This is a genomic window from Streptomyces sp. PH9007 (assembly GCF_059813725.1).
In genome coordinates this window covers 3906417-3922567 of the sequence record NZ_CM187440.1, presented here as the reverse complement: position 1 = coordinate 3922567, position 16151 = coordinate 3906417, and the positions used below count along the sequence as shown (strand labels likewise).

The window sequence follows — 16151 nt, the reverse complement described above, 5'->3', positions numbered from 1 at the left end:
GGGGCGCCCCGAGCGGGGTCCCGCGCCGGGCCGTCGGGACCGCGGCGCGGGCCGGGCGCGTTCGCCGGGTGAGCCCCGGCCGCCGCGGCGGGTCAGGGACGGTCCGTGGCCCGGTCGGGCCCGGCGGCCTTCTCCTCGCCGCCCTTCCCGAGGAACACCTCGCCCACCGTGTCACGCGGTGCGCCGTTCTCCTCCTCGTTCTCCTCGTCCTCCTCGGTGTCGTGGAGGACGGACTCCAGGTACAGCGCCAGGAGTTCCTCGGGGGTACGGGGGAACCGGCCGAAGTCCTCGTCGCGCAGCTCCCGCGCCGCCTCGTCCAACTGCTCCGCGAAACGCCGGCGGACGGCCCCCCTCGCCAGCCACAGCGCCGTGCCGGCCAGCGGGCGCCAGATGCCACGGCCCCTGACGGTCACGCTGATCTCCAGCAGCCACTCGCCCGGCTCGCCCCGGCCCGGGGTGATCGCCACCGTGGCACGGGCCAGGGTGAACGCGGCCTCCGCCGTCACCGGCGCCGGACCGTCCGCGCCGGTGGTCACCGCCTCCCACCAGCGGGGCCAGTCCAGCCGCGCGCTGCCCTCTCCCCACACCATCCGGCGGCCGAACACCGTCCAACGGTTCAGCGCCCCGCGCGCCGACACCTCGAGCCGCCCCGGGTGCTCCGCGCTGCGGAAGCTCACCTCCGCCGTGCCCTCGGCCTGTTCCAGGTCCGGGCGCGACGAGGCCAGTTCCAGCTTCACCGCGCTCTCCGCACGGCGGTCCCACGCCCAGACGGTCGTGGTCAGCTGCGCGGTGTCGTCCAGCGGTGCCGTGAACCGTTCGCCCTGGCGCAGCCTACGGGGCAGCGCCAGTTCGCCGCGCTCGGCGTGCGCGCGGATCTCCTCGTCGGGTATCGCGTCGGCCTGGCACACCAGTTGGCTCTCGGCGATCTCGTGCAGCGCCGGGAGGAGGCTCTCCGTCTCGCGGCGGTCGAGGGCCGGCACGGAGATCGTGTGGCGCAAACGTGTCATGTGCGCCATGGTCCCGCATGACGCAGACATGCCGCCGCCCGGCCGGAAGGTGTCCGGCCGGGCGGCGGCAGTGTGTCGGTGGGGGCAACGGCCCTTACAGGCGGCTCAGTTCCCACAGGCGCCAAACGCCGGAGCTGCCCTGGAGGTGCTGCAGGCCCGTGATGTCGGGACCGGCCAGCACCAGCCGCTTCTCCTGCCAGATCGGCACGATGGTGGCGGCGTCGGCGGCCAGTTCGTGGATCTCGCGGAAGCTGTCGTCGGTGCGGCCCCGGTCGGACTCCGCCTGGGTCTCCTCGATCAGACCGTAGATCTCGCTGTTGACGTAACCGGTGCGCATGCTGTCACCGGGGCCGAGCAGCGAGTCGGTGAAGGTGGCGGGGTCCGGGTAGTCCGGGCGCCAGCCGATGAGGTACGCCTCGAACTCCCCGGCGTTCTTCATCGGGATGAATTCCTGCCAGTCGTAGTACTCGATCTCCACGTCGAACAGGCCGTCGGCCTCCAGCTGCTGCTGGATGAGTTCGGCCTCCTCGTGGTTGGCGGCACCACGCGAGTAGGCGAGGTGGAACGGGATCGGCAGCTCGTAGCCGGCCGACTCCAGCTTCTGGGTCAGCTCCGCCGGGTCGGGCGCGTCACCGTACAGGTCGTGGTACGGGGTGCCGTGGCCGGTGAAGCCCACGGGTATGAGGGAGTACAGCGGCTCCACCGTGTTGCGCTGCACCTGGCGGGCGATCGCCTGCCGGTCCAGGACGGCCGCGGCCACCTGGCGCACGGTCTCGTCCGACATCACCGAACCCTCGATGTCGGTGGCCAGCGTCATCACGCGGATCGAGCCACCGGTCGACTCGTACACCCGGTACTCGGGCGAGGCCGAGTTGATCTCGGCGACCACCTCGGGCGGCAGCTTGCCGTCCGCGACGTCGATCTCGCCCCGGTCCCACGACTCCGCCAGCAGGTCCTCGGCGGAGGTGCCGTCCTCGTCCTGCACGAAGTAGCGGACGGTGATGGGGAAGTCGGAGACCTCGTACGGGCCGTCGTAGTTCGGGTTGGGCACCAGTTCGGCGCTCACGTCCGGGGTGAACGACTTCAGCAGGTACGGACCGGAGCCGTCGACCTTGTTGTCCGTACGGACCTCCAGCTCCTCGTACTTCTCCCGGTCGACGATGGCGCCCGTCGTACCGGCCACGATGAACGGGAAGGTGGCGTCGGTGTGGGAGAGCTCGAAGACGATGTCCTGGCCGTCGACCCGGACCGCCTCCAGCGAGCTGAGCAGAGTGATCGGCCCGGAGTAGTTGAACTTCTCGCCCTCCGGGATGTTCGGGTCATCCGCCTCGCGGCTGGCCCGCTCGCCCATGGCGAGGATCCGGTCGTAGGAGAACTTCACGTCGTCCGGGGTGATCTCCCGCCCGTTGCTGAAGGTGAGGCCCTCACGCAGCGTGCAGCGGTAGACGGTGAGCTCGGTGTCGGTGAAGCCGCAGCTCTCGGCCGCGTCCGGCTCCGGCTCTTCCTTCCCCGGAACGAAGGTGAGCAGCGACTGGTACAGGTTGCTCATCAGGTACCAGGCCGCCGCGTCGGTGGCGGCCCCCGGGTCCACGCTGGTGGGTGGGGATGTGCTCCCCACCACGATCGGGTCCTTGTCGCTCCCCTTCGGCCCGAACAGCAACCAACCGCCAAAGGCGCCCAAGACCAGCACTACGGCCAGCCCAATGCCTATGGCCCCTTTGGCTCGGATCCCTCGCACCCGCCGCGCCCTTCATCGGAAGACATGTCGCGGGCCAAGCCAACCACAGGGGCATATCCCGTGCACCACGCGGGAGACAACGGACCGGCCACAACTCGCCCCGTGATCAAGCCGCTACGGCACCACTGTGCCCGGCACATCGATGCGGAACTCCACCTCGACAGGCCGCCCGTCGAGGCTCACCGTAACGCTCTGCGTGCCCAGTTGCGGCGAGAAGGCCGCCAGCAGATAGTCGCCCTCCCCGGGCGCCCGCACCTGGAAGCCGCCGTCGGCGGCGCTTCGTGTCTTCTCCAGCTGTCTGCCCCCAGGAACAGCCAGGGTCACCACGGCCCGCGGCAGCGCCACACCGAGCGAGTCGCGGACCGTACCCCGGATGACCAGAGCGTCCCCCGCAACGGCCCCGGACTCCGATTTGCTCACTTTGTCCTCCTATGTCCATGCGCATCGTAGCTGTTGCGCACTTCATCTGTTCCCATGTCGTTATCCAAGACATCAGAGTGGGCCGAATAGTTGACCGACAGAAGAGGATGAGACGAAATTCGGACGGATGTCCGGTCCGGCCCCGCTCGGGCCATGTTTCCGGGCGACGGCTCAGGTCTGCGTCGAAGCCAGCTCGATGACCGTGATGTCCGGGTCCGCACCGACCCGGACCGGCGGACCCCACGCCCCGGCGCCGCGCGACACGTACAGCTGGGTGTCCCCGTACCGCTCCAGCCCGGCCAGGGTCGGATTGGCCAGATCCGCGGCATAGGTGAACGGCCACATCTGGCCACCGTGCGTGTGCCCCGACAGCTGGAGATCGACGCCCGCGTCCACCGCGTCATGGATCAGCACCGGCTGGTGCGCCATCAGCACACTGGCCCGCTGCCGGTCGCGGTCCCCCAGCGCCGCCTCGAAGTCCGGACCGCCGTGCGCGGTGCCCTCGCCCTGGACGTCGTTGACCCCGGCCAGATCGAAGAACGGCAGCTCCACCCGGGCGTTCTCCAGCGGGATCATGCCCAGCTCCCGGACGTGGTCCACCCACTCCAGGGTGTCCACGTAGTACTCGTGGTTGCCGGTGACGAAGTACGCGCCGTCCGCCGCCTCCAGCTCCGCCAGCGGCGCCGCCGCCGAGCGCAGGTCGGAGACCTCCGCGTCCACCATGTCCCCGACCACCGTGATCAGGTCGGGCTGGGAGCGGTTGATGGCGTCCACGATCCGGCGGCTGTGCGAACTGCCGAGTATCGCGCTGAGGTGGATGTCACTGACCACCGCGATCCGGTAGCCGTGCGCGGCGCGCGGCAGCTTCGCCAGCGGGACCCGCACGTGCTTGGTGGTCAGCTGCCGGAAGCGGTAGCTGCCGTAGCCGACGGTGCCCGCCGCGACCAGGCCGGCGCCGGCCGCCACCGTACGGGCCACGAACTGACGGCGGTCCGGCTCGGTACGGCCCGGCGCGCCTTCCGGTGCCCGCTCCGGTGCGGCGTCCGCCGGCCCCGCCGGTTCCGCCTGCTGCTCCGGCGCGTCCGGGAGCCCGGCGGAACCGGCGCCCTTGCCCGGACCACCCGCGCCACCACCACCGGCGGCGCCGACCGTCACCGGCTCGTCCTCGCGGTCCGCCACGGGCTCGTCCGACACCTCGGCCCCCGCTGCCTCCACGGACTCGCCCGGCCCGCCGGCCCGCTCCGCGCGCCGCGCGTCACGACGGCGCAGCACCCGCAGCAGCAGCGGCCGCAGCACCTCCCCCACCGCCAGCGACAGCAGCAGGTACAGCAGCACCGCGATCCAGTAGCTGCCCGGCCACGCGACCGCCTTCTCCACCTCGAACGGCAGGCCGAAGGTGGCGCCGAACTGGAACAGCACGGTGGTGACCGGCATCACCACCAGCACGACGGTCCCCACCCGCCGGTACACCCCGCCCGGCGCGGACACGTCCGCGACGAGCCGTTTCCACAGGTACCAGTGAACGGCGCTGAGCAGCAGCAGTACGACAAGGGCCCCGACGATGGCCATGAAGATCCAGATCCTCTCACTGACACGGGTTCACCGGTCAAGACGCAGAAACCACCGAACGCGATGACACGCCCGACCGATGCTCCTACGATCATCGCCCGGATGAACGCGCCGCCTCACCGATTCGGGCCCCTGCGCTGGCCAGGGCCGTACCGGCTATGGGTAAGTTCGCGTTGTGCCGATTCTGCGATCGCCCTCTTTTCGGATCATGGCCCGCCGCCCCCGCGTGCGCCACTCCCTGACGCTCCCCCTCGCCGCCGCCCTGCTGCCGGCCGCCGTCCTGCTCCCGGCCGCCGCCCCCGCCACAGCCGCCCCCGCCGCCCCCTCGGTCTCCTCCGACGACACCACCGTCATCGGCGGCGAGCGACTCGGCGTGCCGGGCCCGCAGGTGTCGCTGGGGCCCGGCGCCCCCGAACTGCCCGAGGACATCTCCTCCCGGGCGTGGATCGTGGCCGACGCCGAGACCGGCGAGGTGCTGGCCGCCCACAACGCGCACCGCCGGCTGGCCCCCGCCTCCACCCTCAAGATGCTGTTCGCGGACACCCTCATCCCCAAGTTCGACGCGGACGAGGTGTACACGGCCGAGCCGGAGCACTTCGTGGGCATGGGCGCGGGCAGCAGCGCGGTGGGTATCGCCGACCACCAGACGTACACCGTGGAGGACCTGTGGCACGGGGTCTTCCTCGCCTCCGGCAATGACGCCGTGCACGCGCTCACCGCCATGAACGGCGGCATGGAGGCCACCGTCGCCGAGCTGAACGAGCGCGCCGCCGACCTCCAGGCGCTGGACACCCACGTGGTCAGCCCGGACGGCTACGACGCCGAAGGCCAGACCTCCTCGGCCTACGACCTCACCCTCATCGCCCGCGACGGTCTGAAGAACGAGGACTTCCGCCGCTACGCCGCCACCGTCCGCACCGAGTTCCCCGGCGGCGCGCCGGAGGAGGACGAGGACGGCAAGCCCGGCAAGCGCGAGCCGTACCAGGTCCAGTCCACCAACCGGCTGCTGGTCGGCGACCGCGGCCTGGAGCCGTACGAGGGCGTCGCCGGGGTGAAGAACGGCTACACCACCAACGCCGGACACACCTTCACCGGCGTCGCCGAGCGCGGCGACCGGGTGCTGCTGGTCACCTGCATGAACCCGTCCGAGGGCGACAGCCTCCAGGTGTACCGGGAGACCGCCGCGCTCTTCGACTGGGGCTTCGAGGCGGCCGACCACATCGAGCCGGTCGGCGAGCTGGTGCCGCCGCTCAGCGAGATCGAGGCCGCCGCCCGCGAGGCGAGCGTCTCCGAGGGCGACGGGAAGGGCGGCACCCCCATCGACGGCGCCACCGCCGCGGGCACCGACGCCCGACCGGCGAGCGTGGGCACCGTCCTGGGCGTCACGGGCGGGGCGCTGGTCCTGATGGCCGTCGCCGCCTACGTCTTCCACCGACGCCACCCGCTGCCCGCCGCCCTCCAGAAGCTCCCAGAACGTCTGCGCCGGTCCGCTCCCCCGCGCTGACCGCCGTGGCCGTCCAGGCACAGCACGCCAGCAGCAGCCGGGCGATCAGGTTGATCCACACCAGCAGGGCGATCGGCGCGCCGAACGCCCCGTAGACGGTGCGCCCGGCGATGTTGATCAGATAGCCGCCGAGCAGCAGCTTGAGCAGCTCGATGCCGATCGCGCCGACCAGGCAGGCGCCCAGCAGGGCGCCCCGGGGCGGCCGTACGCCGGGCAGCCAGGCCAGGACGTACAGCAGCAGGGCGAAGGTCACCGCCATGGCCAGGACGTACGCGGCGGCCTGGAGCAGGGCCTGCGCGACACCGTTGCGCTCCACGCCGAGCCAGCTGGTGGCCCAGTGCACGGCGTTGATGGCCAGGGCGGAGGCGCCCAGTGAGGCGAGCACCACGGCGCCGAGGCCGGCCAGGACGCCGACATCCTTGATCTTGCGCAGCAGCGGGTTCCCGTCGGGCTCCGGCAGGTCCCACACGGCGCGCAGGGTGCCGCGCAGCGAGTCGATCCAGGCGGCACCGGTGGGCAGCAGCAGGAGCAGGGCGGCCAGGCCGATGGCGCGGGAGTTGGCGAAGAAGGACTGGAGGTCGAGCTGCTGGGAGATGCCGGGGACCTGGTCGGTGAACCAGTCCTCGACGCGGACGACCTGGGCGTCGTTGAGCACGGCGGCGGTGATGGCGGCGGCCAGCGCGATGGCGGGGAAGAGCGTGAGGAAGGACGTGAAGGTGATCGCGGCGGCGAGCCGGGTCCACACCCGGTCCTCCAGATACTCCCAGACCCGGTAGGGGCGGGAGGCGAACAGGGCGGCGAAGGCGGGCCCGACGCGGGGCACCCGGGCCAGGCGTTCCTGGACGGTCAGGCCGCGTTCCCTGAGGGTGCCGGGGTGGGCGCCGCCGATGCCGGTGGCCCCCGCCGGACGGCCGGGGGCTTTCTCCGTACTTCTCCCGCTTCTCCCGTTTTCCATGGTGGAGACTGTAGGGCCGTGGGAGTGGCGGACAAGGGGTTACGCGGCGCGGGTCACGCGGCGTTCTCCGGCTCCGGGGTGCGCTCGGCCGTCTCCACCGTCGCGAAGAGGAACTCCCGCTGGAGCCGCCACGCGCCGTCGCGGCCCTGCTCGTACAGGGCGAAGCCGCTCGCCGTCCAGGCCGCCTCGTACTCGGCCAGCTCGGTCTCGGCGGCGTCCATGCGCTCTTCCTCGATGCCGTGCGCCACGGTCACATGCGGGTGGTACGGGAACTGGAGCTGCCGCGCCAGCGGGCCCCGCGGGTCGCGCACCCGCTCCTGGAGCCAGCCGCACGCCGAACCGCCCTCGACCACCTGGACGAAGACCACCGGGGACAGCGGCCGGAAGGTGCCGGTGCCGTACAGCCGCATGGGGAAGGGGCGCCCGGCGGCGGCGATGCCCGCCAGGTGCTCCTCGATCCGGGGGCGGGCCGCCGGGTCGACCGCGGTCGGCGGCAGCAGGGTGACATGCGTGGGGATCTTGGCGGCGGCGGCGTCACCGAAGCCCAGGCGACAGCCCTGCAACCTGCTGCCGTGCGGCTCAGGCACCGCGATCGACACGCCCAGCGTGACGGTCCCCACAACCTGCTCCCTTCCTGTCCTGCTGTGCCCGGCCGCGAGTGTGCCGGTGGGAGTGGGCCGCGCGCGGCGGCCGTGGTCCCTTTTGCGTCGTCTTCCCGAGGTGCGGCGGTTACGGCCGCGGCGGCAGGAAGCCGACCCGGTCGTACGCGGTGGCCAGGGTCCCGGCGGCCACCTCGCGGGCCTTGGCGGCGCCCTTGGCGAGCACCGCGTCCAGCTCGGCCGGATCCGCGAGGAACTCCTGGGTCCGCGCCCGGAACGGCGTCACCCAGTCGGCGACGATCCCGGCGAGTTCGGTCTTGAGCGCACCGTACAACTGTCCGGCGAACTTCTCCTCCAGCTCGGGCACGGTCGTGCCGGTCAGAGCCGAGTGGATGACCAGCAGATTGCTGATGCCGGGCTTGTTCACCGGGTCGTAGCGGACCTCGGTACCGGTGTCGGTCACCGCCGACCTGACCTTCTTGGCGGACGCCTTCGGCTCGTCCAGCAGGTTGATGATGCCCTTCGGCGAGGACGCCGACTTGCTCATCTTCGCGGTCGGGTCCTGGAGGTCGTAGATCTTCGCCGCCTCCTTGAGGATGTACGCCGCCGGGACGGTGAAGGTCTGACCGAACCGCCCGTTGAAGCGCTCGGCGACATCGCGGGTCAGCTCCACGTGCTGGCGCTGGTCCTCGCCGACAGGCACCTGGTCCGCCTGGTAGAGCAGGATGTCGGCGACCTGGAGCACGGGGTAGGTGAACAGGCCCACGGTGGTGCGGTCCGCGCCCTGCTTGGCGGACTTGTCCTTGAACTGCGTCATCCGGGACGCCTCGCCGAAGCCGGTGAGGCAGTTCATCACCCAGGCCAGCTGGGTGTGCTCGGCGACATGGCTCTGGACGAACAGCGTGCAGCGGTCCGGGTCCACCCCGGCGGCCAGCAGCTGGGCGGCGGCCAGCCGGGTCGAGGCGCGCAGCTCGGCCGGATCCTGCGGGATGGTGATGGCGTGCAGATCGACCACCATGTAGAAGGCGTCGTGCGTCTCCTGGAGCGACACCCACTGGCGGACGGCGCCGAGGTAGTTGCCGAGGTGGAACGAGCCCGAGGTCGGCTGGATTCCGGAGAGCACGCGGGGACGATCAGTGGCCATGGCACCCATTGTCTCAGGCGCGCGGTGGTCCGTGACACGGGTGGGGCGGGGGTTCCGGCGGGTGCGGGGGCGGCGCCGCACACTGTCCGCTGACCGGACGTTCGCCCGCGCTTTCTTCCGCGTCCCGGCACCCGGCGCGACAATCGGCGGCGGATGATCCCCGTCAGAGCCGCCGGAAGATCACAGGAGAGCGCCCATGATCGCGAACGTGTCCGGGAAGTCGTCGGCCGAGCTGATCGGCGCCGCCGAGGAGCACAGCGCGCACAACTACGCCCCCCTGCCGGTGGTGATCGCCTCGGCGCGCGGCGCCTGGATGACCGATGTGGAGGGCCGCCGCTATCTGGACCTGCTCGCCGGCTACTCGGCGCTCAACTTCGGGCACGGGCATCCGCGGCTGATCGCCGAGGCCAGGGCGCAGCTGAGCCGGCTGACCCTGACCTCGCGCGCCTTCCACCACGAGCACTTCGCCGCGTTCTGCGCCGAGCTGGCCGAGCTGTGCGGGATGGAGATGGTGCTGCCGATGAACACCGGCGCCGAGGCGGTGGAGACGGCGGTCAAGACGGCGCGGGCGTGGGGCTACCGTGTGAAGGGCGTACGCCCCGGGCGGGCGAAGATCGTGGTCGCGGACCAGAACTTCCACGGCAGGACCACGACGATCGTGAGCTTCTCGACGGACGAGGAGGCGCGGGCGGACTTCGGCCCCTACACGCCGGGCTTCGAGATCGTGCCGTACGGGGACCTGGCGGCACTGGAGGCGGTGCTGGACGAGCACGCCGGGGACGTGGTGGCGGTGCTGCTGGAGCCCATCCAGGGCGAGGCGGGGGTACGGGTGCCGCCGCCCGGCTATCTGGCGGGGGTGCGGGAGCTGACCCGGGCCCGTGACGTCCTCTTCCTGGCGGACGAGATCCAGTCGGGCCTGGGCCGCACCGGGGCGACGTTCGCGTGCGAGCACGAGCACGTGGTGCCCGACATGTACATCCTGGGCAAGGCGCTGGGCGGCGGGGTGCTGCCGGTGTCGGCGGTGGTGTCCTCGGCCGCGGTGCTGGGGGTGCTGCGGCCCGGGGAGCACGGCTCGACGTTCGGCGGCAATCCGCTGGCGTGCGCGGTGGCGCTGGAGGTGATCGCGATGCTGCGGGAGGGCGAGCCGCAGCGCCGGGCGCGCGACCTGGGCGAGCGGCTGCACCAGGAGCTGGCCGGCTGGGTGGGGGCCGGGGCGGTGACCGGGGTGCGCGGGCGCGGTCTGTGGGCGGGGGTGGACATCGACCCGGCGCTCGGCACGGGCCGGGAGATCTCGGAGCGGCTGCTGCGGCGCGGGGTGCTGGTGAAGGACACCCACGGCTCCACGATCCGTATCGCCCCGCCGCTGGTCATCTCCAAGGAGGATCTGGACTGGGGTCTTGAGCAGTTGCGGGCGGAGCTGACGGGCGGCTGACGGCGGGCTGAGCCGAGGGCCCAGAAGGCGGGGGCAGGGGCGGGGGCGTACCCGGGCGCACTTCCCTGCCCACCGACGCGCCGGTACACGCTCCCGAACCCCCACCCCCGTACGACCACGCGCCGGATTGCCGCCCCACCCCCGGGGGCACGCGCTCCCTACCGGTATTCGACGTGATCGACGGAGGTGGTTCATGACCGGAACCAGCACCGGATCCGGGGACGCTTCTCCCCCGCTCCCGGACGACGAAGGGCGGCGGGCCGCCGTCCCCGAGCCCCGTACCGCGCCGGGGGACAGCGACGCGCCGCCGCCCACCGCCTCCCGCTGGCGCCGGCTGCGCGACGCCGTGCGGCGGCACAAGGCGGTGGCGTGGGTGGGCGGCCTGGCCGGTGTCGCCGCCGTGGGCTGGGCAGGGGCAGTAGGCACCGGTCTCGCCGAGCGGATGTTCGCGGACGATCCGCCGGCCACCTGTCCCGGTGCGGACTGCGACGGCCGCAACCCGGAGAACGCGGCCTGCGGCGCCGACGCCTTCTCCTTCTTCCCGCAGGAGAACAACCCCATCGCTCTCCAGATCCGGCACAGCCCGGACTGCCATGCCGTCTGGGGCAGGATCGCGGCCGGGGAGGTGGGCGACGTGGTCACCACCGAGGTGGCCGGCGGGCCCGTCCGTGAGGCGCGCATCGCCTTCAGCAGAGACGTCTTCACGAGGATGACGAAGGTCGACAACACGGGCTTCCAGGTCACCGTCTGCGCCACCCCCACCACCGGCCGGGAGCGGGCGGGTGACTGGGAGCCGTACTGCATCCACGCCACCCAGGACTCTCCCTGGCATTAGCCGCGGGGCGGGACGGGGCGCCCGGCCCTTGGGCGGGGGCCGGGGCGGGGGCTAGGGTGGGCCTGGGTATCTTGATGACGAGATATTGAGATCCCAGAACGACCCAGCCGGCCCGGAGGGACAGACCGTACCCATGGCAAAGATCAAGGTAGCCAACCCCGTCGTCGAACTCGACGGCGACGAGATGACCCGCATCATCTGGCAGTTCATCAAGGACAAGCTGATCCTTCCGTACCTCGACGTCGAGCTGAAGTACTACGACCTCGGCATCGAGCACCGCGACGCCACCAACGACCAGGTGACGGTCGACGCGGCCGAGGCCATCAAGCAGTACGGCGTCGGCGTGAAGTGCGCCACCATCACCCCGGACGAGGCGCGGGTCGAGGAGTTCGGCCTCAAGCGCATGTACCGCTCGCCCAACGGCACCATCCGCAACATCCTGGGCGGTGTCATCTTCCGCGAGCCGATCATCATGGAGAACGTGCCGCGTCTGGTCCCCGGCTGGACCAAGCCGATCGTCGTCGGCCGTCACGCCTTCGGCGACCAGTACCGCGCCACCGACGTCAAGATCCCCGGCGAGGGCACCCTGACCCTGTCCTTCACCCCGAAGGACGGCTCCGAGCCCATCGAGCTGGAGGTCTACGACTTCCCCAGCTCCGGCGTCGCCCTGGCCATGTACAACCTGGACGACTCCATCCGCGACTTCGCGCGGTCCTCCTTCCGGTACGGCCTGGAGCGCAACTTCCCGGTCTACATGTCCACCAAGAACACGATCCTCAAGGCCTACGACGGCCGCTTCAAGGATCTGTTCCAGGAGGTCTTCGACGCCGAGTTCAAGGCGGAGTTCGACGCGCGCGGGCTCACCTACGAGCACCGGCTGATCGACGACATGGTCGCCGCCGCCCTGAAGTGGGAGGGCGGCTACGTGTGGGCCTGCAAGAACTACGACGGTGACGTGCAGTCCGACATCGTCGCCCAGGGCTTCGGCTCACTGGGCCTGATGACCTCCGTGCTGATGACCCCCGACGGCAAGACCGTCGAGGCCGAGGCCGCGCACGGTACGGTCACCCGCCACTACCGGCAGCACCAGCAGGGCAAGGCGACCTCCACCAACCCGATCGCCTCGATCTTCGCCTGGACCCGGGGTCTGGCCCACCGCGGCAAGCTCGACAACACCCCCGAGGTGACCGAGTTCGCGCACAAGCTGGAGCAGGTCTGCATCGAGACCGTCGAGGCCGGTCAGATGACCAAGGACCTGGCGCTGCTCATCGGCAAGGACCAGCCGTGGCTGACCACCGAGGAGTTCCTCGCCGCGCTCGACGAGAACCTGAAGAAGAAGATCGCCGCCACCGCGTAACGCGGCAGCGGTTCGGCAGTTCGGCAGTTCGGCAGTACCGCGTGGGCCCCGGAACGGCACCGGGGCCCGCGCGCGCTCGGAACCCCACCACATCACCGGAGTTGGTCAGAGATGCCCCGCACCCCCGTCAACGTCACCGTCACCGGCGCGGCCGGCCAGATCGGCTACGCGCTGCTGTTCCGGATCGCCTCCGGCCAGCTGCTCGGCCCCGATGTCCCGGTCCGGCTGCGGCTGCTGGAGATCACCCCGGCACTGAAGGCCGCCGAGGGCACCGCCATGGAGCTGGACGACTCGGCCTTCCCGCTGCTGGACGGCATCGACATCTCCGATGACCCCAACGTCGCCTTCGACGGCACCAACGTGGCGCTGCTGGTCGGCGCCCGCCCCCGTACCAAGGGCATGGAGCGCGGCGATCTGCTGGAGGCCAACGGCGGGATCTTCAAGCCGCAGGGCAAGGCCATCAACGACCACGCGGCGGACGACATCAAGGTGCTGGTGGTGGGCAACCCGGCCAACACCAACGCGCTGATCGCGCAGGCGGCGGCCCCCGACGTGCCGGCGGAGCGGTTCACGGCGATGACCCGCCTCGACCACAACCGGGCGCTGACCCAGCTGGCGAAGAAGACTGGCGCCCCGGTCTCCGAGATCCGCCGGCTGACCATCTGGGGCAACCACTCGGCGACCCAGTACCCCGACATCTTCCACGCGGAGATCGGCGGGAAGAACGCCGCCGAAACCGTGAACGACGAGGCGTGGCTGGCGGATGAATTCATCCCCACCGTCGCCAAGCGCGGCGCCGCCATCATCGAGGCGCGCGGCGCCTCCTCGGCCGCGTCGGCCGCCAACGCCGCCATCGACCACGTCCACACCTGGGTGAACGGCACCGCCGCCGGTGACTGGACCTCGATGGCGATCCCGTCGGACGGCTCGTACGGCGTTCCCGAGGGTCTGATCTCCTCCTTCCCGGTCACCACTTCGGGTGGTACGTACGAGATCGTCCAGGGTCTGGAGATCAACGCGTTCTCCCGCACCCGGATCGACGCCTCCGTCCAGGAGCTCGCGGACGAGCGGGAGGCCGTGCGCGCACTGGGCCTGATCTGACCGGTTGGGCATATCCTGCGGGAATGCGGCCCCGTACGCGCGTGCGTTCGCGCGCGCGCCACGGGGCCGCACCGCCGCCCAGCCTGAAGGCCGAAGGAACGGACACCATGCGGAACTGCCGGCGCGTCCTGATCGCAGGAGTCGCGGTGCTGGGCCTCACCCTGAGCGGCGGCTGCGCTCTGCTGGACGAAGGGGTGGCCGGCGCCGGTGAGGAGCCGGGCGAACGGATCGCGATAGCGGTCCCCGACTGGCCGGGCGGGCAGGCCAACGCGGCCGTGGCGGCGTACGTGCTGGAGACCGAGCTGGGCGTCGGCGTGGACCGGTTGCCGGTGGACCAGGCCCGCGCCTGGGACGGCCTGAACGACGGCACCGTCCAGGCGGTGCTGGAGGACTGGGGCGGTCTGCCGGAGAAGACGGAGCTGTACGTCCGGCAGAAGCGCAGCGTGGTGGACGCCGGCGACCTGGGGATCACCGGCCACATAGGGTGGTTCGTGCCGAAACGGTTCTCCGACGCGCACCCCGAGGTCCTCGACTGGGAGAACCTCAACGACTTCGCCGAGGACTTCAACGGCGAACTTCTCCAGGCCGACGCCGCCTACGCCACCTTCGACGCGGCGATCATCGAGGAACTCGGCCTGGACCTCACCCCCGTGGCAGCGGGCAGCGAGAGCGCCCTGGTGGAGAACATCACCCGCGCCTCGGCCGAGGGCACGCCCCTGCTCACCTACTGGTGGCAGCCGCACTGGCTGAACGCCGAGGTGGAGATGGCCGAGATAAAGCTCCCCCGGTACACCCTGGGCTGCCAGAGCGACCCGGAGACGGTCGCCTGCGCCTACCCCGACCTGGCCCCGCGCAAGTACCTCAACGCCGCCTTCGCCCAGACCGAGACCCCGGCCGCCGAGTTCCTGCGCGCCTTCCGGTGGACGACGGACGACCAGAACGAGGTCGCCCGGCTGATCGAGGCGGAAGGGCTGTCACCGATGGCCGCGGCCGAGCGCTGGGTGACGGAGAACCCCGAGGCCGTGGAGCAGTGGCTGCCGGAGCCGCAGGATTGATCCGTGCCCGTACCCCGTGCCCGCGCCCCCGGGCCAACGGCGACGATGAACGGTGAACGGCGAACGACGACAACTCCCGAGGTGCGTGATGTCGAACCCCTCCGACGCGGCGGACGTGGACGAGGCCATCAGGAGACTCCTGCTGCTGGTGCCCCGGATGGTCGGGCGCGTCAAGCGCATCCAGGTGCCCGAGGCGCTCCAGTCGATGGCACTGGCCCCGCGCCATCTGTCGCTGCTGTCCTGTCTGCTGTTCGACGGGCCCCTGACCGTCAATGACCTCGCCGCCCGGCTGGAGGTCGCCCCGACCACGGTGAGCCTGATGGTGGGCGATCTGAGCCGCAAGGACATCCTGGAACGCCGCGAGGACCCGGACGACCGCCGCCGCCGCATCATCAGCATCACCGACACCATGCGCCCCGCCATCACCCAGTGGCTCTCCCCCGGCGCGACGGCCTGGCGCAAGGCCCTGGCCCCGCTGACCCCGGACCAGCGGCAGTTGTTCGTCGACACCTTCCACACGTACGAGGAGGCACTGGCTCAGGAGATCGGCGAACAGCCGCACTCCTGAGAGGGGCCGCCGGGCGGACCCGGCGGGTCGCGGTTACTCCTGTGGGCGGTGGTTGTATCTCTCCACCGCGGCCTTCGCCGTGGAGGCGTCCTGGAAGACCAGCTGCCACGGTCCGGTGTTCACATCGAATTCCTTGCCGAATCCGACCCACTTGCCCGCCATCCGGCGGCCGGTGGGCTCGGCCAGGAGTTGTATCGCGCCGTGGTAACGCGCGCCCTGGTAGTAACTGTCGCGGGCGGTCTCCTCGGTCCAGGTACCGGTGACGACATTGCCGTCGACCACGAGGTCCATGATCAGCGCCGAGTCCGAGGAGCCGGGGAGGCTGCGGACCGTCAGCCGGCTGCCGTGCTGGAGCACCACGACATGGTGCAGCCCGACGAAGGCGGCCCCACGGCCCGAACTGAAGTATTCGTAACGCGACAGCCAGATGCCGGAGTGGTTGGCCCGATGACCGTGGGCCACCGGCGCGGAGGTGGCCTCCGTACCGGCCACCGTCATGTCGTGGCCGCCCCGGCCGTCGTCCGCCACTTCCCCCAGGGGAATGGGCGCGGCGAAACCCAACGCCTCGATCGGCAACCCGGTCACCTGCTCGAGCGCCCGCGCGTACACCGGCCGCGGACTGGTGGTGACGCCCGCCTCCCAGCGCTGGACCAGCCGCTTCGAGGCCCCTGGCACCCCGGCCTCCCTGATCGCACGGGCCAAGTCGTCCTGGCTCATGAGCAATCCCATGCGGACGGCTCGCAGAGCGCTGTTCGGTGTGGTCGTCACGCTCCTCACGGTAACGCCAACCGTCGGTGAATGACACCCATTTGACGCCCTCTTTGACGCCGCGTGGACCACCTGTGGCACGTCACGGTGAGTGGAGAC

14 protein-coding genes and 1 pseudogene are annotated in these 16151 nt (G+C 71.2%); 7 read left to right on the top strand and 8 right to left on the bottom strand.

The genetic code is table 11. The features are described from left to right. Nucleotides 1–92: 92 nt before the first annotated feature. The 4 genes from ACTFAP_RS18060 to ACTFAP_RS18045 all read right to left on the bottom strand — a co-directional run bounded on the left by ACTFAP_RS18060 (nt 93) and on the right by ACTFAP_RS18045 (nt 4734). A complete protein-coding gene (locus tag ACTFAP_RS18060) occupies nt 93–1007 on the bottom strand; it encodes a hypothetical protein (protein ID WP_500466848.1) in 915 nt (304 codons plus the stop codon). Nucleotides 1008–1101: 94 nt separating this feature from the next. Then, nucleotides 1102–2628, bottom strand: a complete 1527-nt coding sequence (locus ACTFAP_RS18055) for an ABC transporter substrate-binding protein (RefSeq protein ID WP_500466847.1) — start codon at nt 2626–2628, stop codon at nt 1102–1104. A 231-nt stretch (nt 2629–2859) separates the two neighbouring features. Beyond that, nucleotides 2860–3165 carry a carboxypeptidase-like regulatory domain-containing protein gene (locus ACTFAP_RS18050; protein WP_451749542.1) on the bottom strand — a complete coding sequence of 102 codons (306 nt, stop codon included), beginning with the start codon at nt 3163–3165 and terminating at the stop codon, nt 2860–2862. Nucleotides 3166–3336: 171 nt separating this feature from the next. Next, a complete protein-coding gene (locus ACTFAP_RS18045) occupies nt 3337–4734 on the bottom strand; it encodes a metallophosphoesterase (protein WP_500466846.1) in 1398 nt (465 codons plus the stop codon). 208 nt (nt 4735–4942) lie between these two features. Between ACTFAP_RS18045 and ACTFAP_RS18040 the strand changes: the two genes are divergently transcribed. Then, nucleotides 4943–6238: a D-alanyl-D-alanine carboxypeptidase family protein gene (locus ACTFAP_RS18040; RefSeq protein WP_500466845.1), complete on the top strand. Its 1296-nt coding sequence runs from the start codon at nt 4943–4945 to the stop codon at nt 6236–6238. A gap of 61 nt (nt 6239–6299) precedes the next feature. On the opposite strand, the pseudogene ACTFAP_RS18035 reads toward ACTFAP_RS18040, so the two are convergent. The 3 genes and pseudogenes from ACTFAP_RS18035 to trpS form a co-directional block, all read right to left on the bottom strand. Beyond that, nucleotides 6300–7193 (bottom strand): annotated as a pseudogene (locus ACTFAP_RS18035) (YhjD/YihY/BrkB family envelope integrity protein); the annotation flags it as partial. A 53-nt stretch (nt 7194–7246) separates the two neighbouring features. Next, nucleotides 7247–7813, bottom strand: coding sequence for a 2'-5' RNA ligase family protein (locus ACTFAP_RS18030; protein WP_500466844.1), 567 nt, complete (start codon nt 7811–7813; stop codon nt 7247–7249). A gap of 109 nt (nt 7814–7922) precedes the next feature. Then, entirely contained in the window at nt 7923–8936 is a 1014-nt protein-coding gene (gene trpS, locus ACTFAP_RS18025; protein WP_030728900.1) for a tryptophan--tRNA ligase, read from the bottom strand. A 196-nt stretch (nt 8937–9132) separates the two neighbouring features. Between trpS and rocD the strand changes: the two genes are divergently transcribed. From rocD to ACTFAP_RS17995, 6 genes are all read left to right on the top strand, one after another. Continuing rightward, on the top strand, nt 9133–10368 hold the full coding sequence (gene rocD / locus ACTFAP_RS18020) for an ornithine--oxo-acid transaminase (protein WP_495681507.1): 1236 nt from the start codon (nt 9133–9135) through the stop codon (nt 10366–10368). 193 nt (nt 10369–10561) lie between these two features. Further along, nucleotides 10562–11203 (top strand): DUF2690 domain-containing protein, encoded by a 642-nt coding sequence (locus ACTFAP_RS18015; RefSeq protein WP_495681506.1) that lies wholly within the window; start codon nt 10562–10564, stop codon nt 11201–11203. A gap of 133 nt (nt 11204–11336) precedes the next feature. Next, on the top strand, nt 11337–12560 hold the full coding sequence (locus ACTFAP_RS18010) for an NADP-dependent isocitrate dehydrogenase (protein WP_390117776.1): 1224 nt from the start codon (nt 11337–11339) through the stop codon (nt 12558–12560). Nucleotides 12561–12671: 111 nt separating this feature from the next. After that, nucleotides 12672–13661, top strand: coding sequence for a malate dehydrogenase (locus tag ACTFAP_RS18005; RefSeq protein ID WP_453854231.1), 990 nt, complete (start codon nt 12672–12674; stop codon nt 13659–13661). A gap of 107 nt (nt 13662–13768) precedes the next feature. Then, nucleotides 13769–14716 carry a glycine betaine ABC transporter substrate-binding protein gene (locus tag ACTFAP_RS18000; protein ID WP_495681505.1) on the top strand — a complete coding sequence of 316 codons (948 nt, stop codon included), beginning with the start codon at nt 13769–13771 and terminating at the stop codon, nt 14714–14716. Nucleotides 14717–14804: 88 nt separating this feature from the next. Next, on the top strand, nt 14805–15284 hold the full coding sequence (locus tag ACTFAP_RS17995; protein ID WP_500466843.1) for a MarR family transcriptional regulator: 480 nt from the start codon (nt 14805–14807) through the stop codon (nt 15282–15284). A gap of 33 nt (nt 15285–15317) precedes the next feature. Here the strand turns inward: ACTFAP_RS17995 and ACTFAP_RS17990 are convergent, their stop codons facing one another. Continuing rightward, nucleotides 15318–16052, bottom strand: coding sequence for a helix-turn-helix transcriptional regulator (locus ACTFAP_RS17990; protein WP_500466842.1), 735 nt, complete (start codon nt 16050–16052; stop codon nt 15318–15320). Nucleotides 16053–16151 lie beyond the last annotated feature (99 nt).

Bases quoted from the DNA above. Each gene is read 5' to 3' on its own strand.
- ACTFAP_RS18045 (WP_500466846.1), bottom strand. From the start codon at position 4,734: ATGGCCATCGTCGGGGCCCTTGTCGTACTGCTGCTGCTCAGCGCCGTT.
- ACTFAP_RS18060 (WP_500466848.1), bottom strand. From the start codon at position 1,007: ATGACACGTTTGCGCCACACGATCTCCGTGCCGGCCCTCGACCGCCGC.
- ACTFAP_RS17995 (WP_500466843.1), top strand. From the start codon at position 14,805: ATGTCGAACCCCTCCGACGCGGCGGACGTGGACGAGGCCATCAGGAGA.
- ACTFAP_RS18015 (WP_495681506.1), top strand. From the start codon at position 10,562: ATGACCGGAACCAGCACCGGATCCGGGGACGCTTCTCCCCCGCTCCCG.
- ACTFAP_RS18000 (WP_495681505.1), top strand. From the start codon at position 13,769: ATGCGGAACTGCCGGCGCGTCCTGATCGCAGGAGTCGCGGTGCTGGGC.
- ACTFAP_RS18005 (WP_453854231.1), top strand. From the start codon at position 12,672: ATGCCCCGCACCCCCGTCAACGTCACCGTCACCGGCGCGGCCGGCCAG.
- trpS (WP_030728900.1), bottom strand. From the start codon at position 8,936: ATGGCCACTGATCGTCCCCGCGTGCTCTCCGGAATCCAGCCGACCTCG.
- ACTFAP_RS18040 (WP_500466845.1), top strand. From the start codon at position 4,943: ATGGCCCGCCGCCCCCGCGTGCGCCACTCCCTGACGCTCCCCCTCGCC.
- rocD (WP_495681507.1), top strand. From the start codon at position 9,133: ATGATCGCGAACGTGTCCGGGAAGTCGTCGGCCGAGCTGATCGGCGCC.
- ACTFAP_RS18010 (WP_390117776.1), top strand. From the start codon at position 11,337: ATGGCAAAGATCAAGGTAGCCAACCCCGTCGTCGAACTCGACGGCGAC.